Consider the following 6,355-nt stretch of genomic DNA (forward strand, 5'->3'; position numbering starts at 1 on the left):
CGAGCGCAACATTTCTTCACCCGGGCGATTCAGGTCGAATCGCACCCTCATTGAAGGAAATGCCCTGATGACGTCTTCTGCAAACCTCGCTACCTCCACCGCTCACCAAAACCGTTCCGACGCGAAACAGGCTTCGGCCGCGCTGATCGGTCGTGTATTGCTCAGCGTGATTTTCATCCTCTCCGGTTTTTCCAAACTGGCCGCGCCGGCGATGATGATCGGCTACATCGGCTCGGTCGGGCTGCCGCTTCCACACGTGGCGCTGGCGTTGGCGATCATTGTCGAAATCGGTGGTGGCCTGGCACTGATCGCCGGATACCGCACCCGCACCGTCGCTGCCGTCCTGGCGTTGTTCAGCGTGTTCACCGCGCTGGCCTTCCACAGCGTACTGGCCGATCAGAACCAGTTCATCCACTTCTTCAAGAACATCGCGATGGCCGGAGGCCTGTTGCAGGTCGTGGCCTTCGGCGCCGGCCGCTTCAGCCTCGACGCTCGCCGCGGTTGATCTTCGGGCGCGGTGACGGACAGCTTCCTTCACCGCGCTTCAGGCTGTTTGTTGACCGCCCCCGCAACAGAACCGAGTAATCATCATGACCGTCCAGCAACAACTCTCTGGCTACACCCGCGAACCCGATAACCTTCGCGCCATCCGCTACCGCACCAGCGGCAACGGGCATGGCTCGATTGTCCGGTTGATGAGCCCTTCGGATATGGGCCAGTTGATCAAGCCGTTCGTGTTTCTCGATCTGTTTGAAGGTGAAGCCTCGTTCATCAACCGCATGCCCATGCACCCGCATTCCGGGATCGCCACGGTCACGCTGATTACCGAAGGCAACTTGCGTTTCGAGGATGCCGATTCGGGCAAGGGCATGATCGACTACGGCGGCGTCGAGTGGATGCGCGCGGGTGGCGGGGTCTGGCACGGCAAGGAAATGTCGGTCGGGACTTCGCAGCGGATCCAGGGTTTTCAACTGTGGGTGGCGCTGCCGCCGGAACTGGAAAACGGCAGTGTAGACAGCCAGTACCTGGAGTCCGGCGCGATGCCCGAAGTGGGGCCGGCGCGGGTGATTCTCGGCCTGTACCAAGGTGTCCAGAGCCCGGTTCGGGCGCCGGCGGGAATGAATTATCTGTTGGTCACACTGGGCCTCGGCGAGACCTGGACTTACACGCCACCCGAAGGCCACGAATCGTTATGGTTGAGCGTCAGCCGTGGATTGCTCGCGGCACCGGATCTGGTCAGCGCCGGTGAAATGGCGGTCTTCGAACCCGGCAACGGCGCCGTGACGCTGAAGGCCCTGCGCGAAGACACTGTGTTCGTGATTGGCTCGGCGCAGCCTCATCCCTATGAACTGGCGCTTGGGAATTACTCCGTACACACCAATCCGCAAGCCCTGCGAGAGGGCGAGGCGAAGATTGCGGAAATCGGTGGGCGGTTGCGTGAGTATCTCCAGCAGTCGGATGGGGCGGCTGTGCCGGTGTTCAAATAACCTGGATCCGGCTTGAAACGCCCATATCTCTCGACACTGTTTGGATCGAATGTGGGCCTTGGGATAGGTGTGGTATGGGGAAAGAGGCGCACATGGGGCTTGAAGACATCCTGACAGAAGACCTTTGCGTGGTGTTCCTGCAATTCCACTGCGGTCTGACCGCTGTGGTCGAGCGGCCGACGGCGAGTGGTGACGGCGTATCAGCAGCTTCAGCGGGCGTCGAGCGCCACCACGTAAGCGCTGAACATGTCCGCCATCCCCTCGGCACGGGCGGTGATTTCCGCGTCGGTGCGCGAGGTGAGTGAAAAATCCTTCCCCACCGAACTGAGCGTGGCCAGGATCAGATCGCAGGCCTGCGTGCGCACGGCTTCGCTGGCCCCGGGCAGCAACTCCTCCATGAACGTCGCAAAAATTCGCTTGCCCGCCGCCCGCACTTCATGGGCCTCCGGCGCATCACGATAAAGCGGCGCCGCATCACTCAACGCGCCACGCATCTGCGCCTCCTCGCACTCCGAACGAATGAACGCATGCACCAGCGTGCGCAGGCGTTCCAGCGGCGGCTCGTCATGATTTTCCAGAATCCGCTGCAGCATTCCGGTTGTCTGCAACCACTCATCACTCTGCAAGCGAAACAGAATCGCCGCCTTGTTCGGGAAGTACTGATACAGCGACCCGACACTCACGCCAGCCTTCTCCGCAACCCGCGCCGTGGTGAAACGCGCCGCGCCTTCCTTGGCCAAAACCTGAATAGCCGCCTGCAGAATCGCCGCCACCAGCTCGGCGGAGCGTGCCTGCTGCGGCAGTTTGCGTGAGGAAATACGGGCGGTCTGGCGATCGGTCATGGGCAGCTCGGGCGTCGGGGCGGAATGCGAATAGCGGACTGGGCCGTTCGCTCGCATCATTTAAATGCGACGAATCATTCGCATATTAGCTCTCAACCCACGGAAAACCATCATGACAACCCTGACCACCGAACCGCTGGCGACCCTGATCGAACGCCTCTACACCCAGGCCAGCGCCGCCACCAGCCCGGCGCTGAACAACGTGTCCGGCGAAGAACGCGAACGCCTGATGCACAGCAAAACCGAATACCGCGAACTCTACGCCATGCTCAAAGACCTGTGGCTACCCGTCTCCCGCGAGACCGGCAAACTGCTGTACATGCTGGCGCGCAGCACCCGCGCCAAAGCTATCGTCGAATTCGGCACCTCGTTTGGCCTGTCGACCCTGCACCTGGCGGCAGCGCTGCGGGACAACGGTGGCGGTGTGCTGATTGGCAGCGAGTTTGAACCGTCGAAGATTGAACTGGCTCGGCATCATTTTGTTGAGGGCGGGGTGAGTGATTTGATTGAAATTCGCGAAGGGGATGCGCTTGTCACCCTGGCTCGCGACCTGCCATCGACTGTGGATTTACTTCTGCTCGATGGTGCTAAAGCGCTGTATGGCGACGTGCTGAAACTCGTGGAGAAACACCTGCGACCGCGTGCGCTGGTTGTCGCGGATAACACCGATTACTGCCCGGAATATCTGGCGCATGTGCGCTCGCCGGTGAATGGTTACGTGAGCGTGCCGTTTGCAGATGATATTGAGGTGTCGATGCGGTTGGGGTGACAGCCGTTGCTGTCCATCTTTCAAAAAAGAAGGAGACTGTTCCACGGATTAATGGATCAGTCCCCATTTTTCGCTACGATCAAGTGATGACGCGCAAGGAGCGGCCCTTGATGGATTACCTGATTCGAAACGCTACGAATGCAGATGCGCCAGCGATCAGTCGAACGATCCTCAGTGCTTTGCGCGAGTCGAACGTTAAGGACTACTCCGCCGACATCATCGAGCAAGTGGCGCAAAGCTTTTCTCCCCCGGCGATCCTTCATCTGTTGACTGAGCGTCAAGTCCTCGTGGCTACAGCCGGCAGTCATATCGTTGCAACCGCGAGTCTGGATCACGACATTGTCCGAAGTGTGTTTGTCGACCCGCGCCATCAAGGAAAGGGTATCGGAAGACGGCTCATGGAGAGGATTCAATCACTTGCCATCAATGCAGATCTGAAACGGCTGCATGTGCCTTCTTCAATCACTGCGGAAGGCTTCTATGCTTCGCTCGGGTTTGAAAAGGTACGAGACGAGTTTCACGGGGCGGAGCGCACGGTCATCATGACGAAGGCATTGGAGCTGTAGCGCCCCAGAGTGCAGAGAGGCACGAGGCCTAATTGATGGGGACAGATCTATTTTCACGTTTGGGATTAGTAGATCGGTCCCCATTTTTCCTAAATTCGAGATCGTTTCAGCTTGATCCACTCTTGTACGGTCGGACGCTGCCATTGGCGTTGAGCGTAATCCTCCAGCTGAGCCGGCACCGTGTCCCCGTTGAGTATCAATCGGTTCAGCATCAAGGCGAGATCAACATCGGCGATCGACCATTCACCAAAAAGGTTGTCCGGATTGTCGGTCAGCAGCCATTGAGCGACCTCAATCAACTTTTGCCTGGCAGCCTCAGCCGACGCTGACAGCGGTCCGAATTTCTGACCATAGAACACGACGAGGGTAGAGCGCTCCTGTCGGATCGGGAGCAAATCACTGCGCAGCCACGCCTGAACTTGCCTCGCCGCGGCGCGCTTCTGTGGGTGTCGTGGGTAAACAGGTGTCTGGGGGAACACATCTTCCAGGTATTCCGTGATCGCCGATGACTCCGACAACGCAAAGTCGCCATGCACGAGGGTGGGCACTCTTTGAGTCAGTGAAAGACGGGCGTAATCGCTCGCCTGGTTCTCCAGTTTGTCCAGGTCCAAGGTACTCATTTCGAACTCGATCCCCTTTTCTCGAAGGGCGACAAAGCAGGACATTGCGTAGGGACTGGTGAATTGAGTATCGACGTAAAGGCGCAGGCTTGAGTCATTCATAGCGTCATCTCCATATGCTGAGTGGACGACGCTAAAAGATTCGACGCTTTAAATAAAATTCATGTTTTTTATGGGGGCATTCCTGTCAGGAATGCAGTACCACAGGAATGGGGACGGATCTATTTTTTCACCACCGGATAAATAGATCTGTCCCCATTTTTATCTGTTCGTATGTGAAATCACACCGCTCATATATTGGTGCAAGTCGCGAAAGTCGTTAACGCTCCAGGCGTGCGGCGGGATCTTCACGCCATTCTCTCGCAGGGTCTTTGGAATCAAGTCCCCGTTGGGGCGGAGTATTACCGAGGACACGATCACGCCCGGGTAATCACTCAGTCGCTTCTTGAAGGCGGCCGTCGTCAGGTCAGGGGTAGGCGGATTGCTTTTCCTGGCCAACGGCCCGGTGCCCTTGATGTCGGCTCCGTGGCATACGGCGCATCGCTGTGAATAGAGGGCTTTTCCATTGGCAGTATCCGCGAGGGATATGGCTGTTTGGGGGAGTGCGAAGAACCCTAGCAAGGCGATGAGTAGTGTTTTGGTTTTCAGGCGTCCCTGTTGGACACCGAGCTGAATCGCGAAATTTTGACTCCGGGGGGACACGCCCGCACACGACGTTCCTGAGATGTAAATCCGCACTGTTTCCTCCATGAATGCACGTCGATACCGTAGAAATGGGACCTGATTCATTACACGGAAATCAATCAGGCCCCACTTACACGTTAAGCAGATTGCGCCCCGAACAGAACGGGAACCGCGTCCAGAAAATGAAACATCTCAGGCGTCCTGGTGTTCAAGCTTCGCGAGCCATCATCTTCCTCCTCGATCATGAAGTTACCGCTTTCGAGTTGATCGACCAGCCACTCCATAAACGCGGCAACGGAAGTGGCCACGACGTATTTGTCGTCTTCGTCACTGCCAAAGTTGATGACCTGACCCACGGTGCCACGCGCTCCCGGGTCCAGATCGACGCCGAGATGGTTACCACCGTAGTCGTAGGCGAAGGGAATCCAGTATTTGCTGGCGTACAGCTTCTGGACAGCATCGGGAGTTCCTGACGTGCAGAAGGCACTCGCCTCGGTCATTTCTTCGGACGACCATCCATCGATAATGCTTTTCCAGGATTCCCAATTGTCCCTGGCTTTTGCCAGCGACAGAAATTCAAGACCATAGAAGGGACCTGAATTCGCAGCGCCGCGTTGTCCGTCACGCCACTTGTAGAGTGCCTTCAAGCTCTCCGGAAAAGGCTTGCCCACAAGGCTTTCGAACTCGGCGATTGCAGCGTCCGAACATCCCGGCGCCAGATCCTCAAGTGTTTCAGGGATGTTGGCTTCCAACCATTTTTCGAGTCGTTCCGTCACTGCTTTCATTAACGCTTTCCCAGCATGAAAAGCCTGCACGCTAACGTAGCTTGAGGTTTTGTGGAAGGTGCGTTGAAGCTTGAGCCAGAGCGGCTTACGGCAATCGATTCGGCCATCCTTTCACTTGAACGCAAACAGCCCGGGCCGACACCCTCGTTAACTACGAAGGGTGTCGACCCGGGCTGTTTTGCATTCCATTACCTCTTGAGCCGCGCTTTTTCCTGCAGCAGCGGGAGGCTCAACAAATCGCGTTGTAGAAGCCGCCACAAACGGCTACTACAGCCATCGACGAGTTACGCGACCTCGACGTGATCCAGCGCCTGATTCACCGCCAGCTCGGCGATCATCACCACCTGCGCAATACCGATCGCCGTCTTGCGATGCGACGGATCGAGCGTTGCCGCGAAATTGCTGAGCATCTCACTGGCCGACCCGAGGTTTTCGCTGGCGTTGGCCAGCAAACATTCGGTGTTGTACTTCGGATTGGCCAGGTACATCCGCTCGGGCTCGTTCAAGGAAGACATGATCCCGGCGGCGGGGAAGAGATAGTGATCCAGCGCGCGCTCGGCGGCGTCGTGGAGTTTTTTGGAGTTTGGGGATTCGTAGGGGGA

General features: G+C 57.6%; 9 protein-coding genes. 4 read left to right on the forward strand and 5 right to left on the reverse strand.

Annotated features, from left to right (window positions below):
• The first annotated feature begins 67 nt into the window (after positions 1–67).
• Positions 68–505: a DoxX family protein gene (locus K5E37_RS22730; protein WP_221535219.1), complete on the forward strand. Its 438-nt coding sequence runs from the start codon at positions 68–70 to the stop codon at positions 503–505.
• Positions 506–590: 85 nt separating this feature from the next.
• Positions 591–1,487 carry a pirin family protein gene (locus K5E37_RS22735; RefSeq protein WP_221535220.1) on the forward strand — a complete coding sequence of 299 codons (897 nt, stop codon included), beginning with the start codon at positions 591–593 and terminating at the stop codon, positions 1,485–1,487.
• A gap of 209 nt (positions 1,488–1,696) precedes the next feature.
• Here K5E37_RS22735 and K5E37_RS22740 read toward each other — a convergent pair whose 3' ends face one another.
• The gene (locus K5E37_RS22740) at positions 1,697–2,329 is read right to left on the reverse strand and encodes a TetR family transcriptional regulator (protein WP_221535221.1); all 633 of its coding nucleotides are present in this window, start codon (positions 2,327–2,329) and stop codon (positions 1,697–1,699) included.
• A 112-nt stretch (positions 2,330–2,441) separates the two neighbouring features.
• Here K5E37_RS22740 and K5E37_RS22745 point away from each other — a divergent pair, with 112 nt between their 5' ends.
• A complete protein-coding gene (locus K5E37_RS22745) occupies positions 2,442–3,098 on the forward strand; it encodes an O-methyltransferase (protein WP_221535222.1) in 657 nt (218 codons plus the stop codon).
• A 110-nt stretch (positions 3,099–3,208) separates the two neighbouring features.
• Positions 3,209–3,664, forward strand: a complete 456-nt coding sequence (locus K5E37_RS22750) for a GNAT family N-acetyltransferase (protein WP_221535223.1) — start codon at positions 3,209–3,211, stop codon at positions 3,662–3,664.
• An 89-nt stretch (positions 3,665–3,753) separates the two neighbouring features.
• Here the strand turns inward: K5E37_RS22750 and yfcF are convergent, their stop codons facing one another.
• From yfcF to K5E37_RS22770, 4 genes are all read right to left on the reverse strand, one after another.
• Positions 3,754–4,386: a glutathione transferase gene (gene yfcF, locus K5E37_RS22755; RefSeq protein WP_221535224.1), complete on the reverse strand. Its 633-nt coding sequence runs from the start codon at positions 4,384–4,386 to the stop codon at positions 3,754–3,756.
• Positions 4,387–4,545: 159 nt separating this feature from the next.
• Entirely contained in the window at positions 4,546–5,022 is a 477-nt protein-coding gene (locus K5E37_RS22760) for a c-type cytochrome (protein WP_409348071.1), read from the reverse strand.
• Positions 5,023–5,105: 83 nt separating this feature from the next.
• Complete coding sequence (locus K5E37_RS22765; RefSeq protein WP_221535226.1) at positions 5,106–5,753, reverse strand: SMI1/KNR4 family protein; 648 nt, start codon at positions 5,751–5,753, stop codon at positions 5,106–5,108.
• 284 nt (positions 5,754–6,037) lie between these two features.
• On the reverse strand, positions 6,038–6,355 hold a 318-nt coding region (locus K5E37_RS22770; RefSeq protein ID WP_221535227.1), incomplete at its 5' end, for a DUF6124 family protein.

The organism is Pseudomonas sp. RIT778 (assembly GCF_019718735.1).
In the GTDB taxonomy this organism is placed as follows: domain Bacteria; phylum Pseudomonadota; class Gammaproteobacteria; order Pseudomonadales; family Pseudomonadaceae; genus Aquipseudomonas; species Aquipseudomonas aphyarum.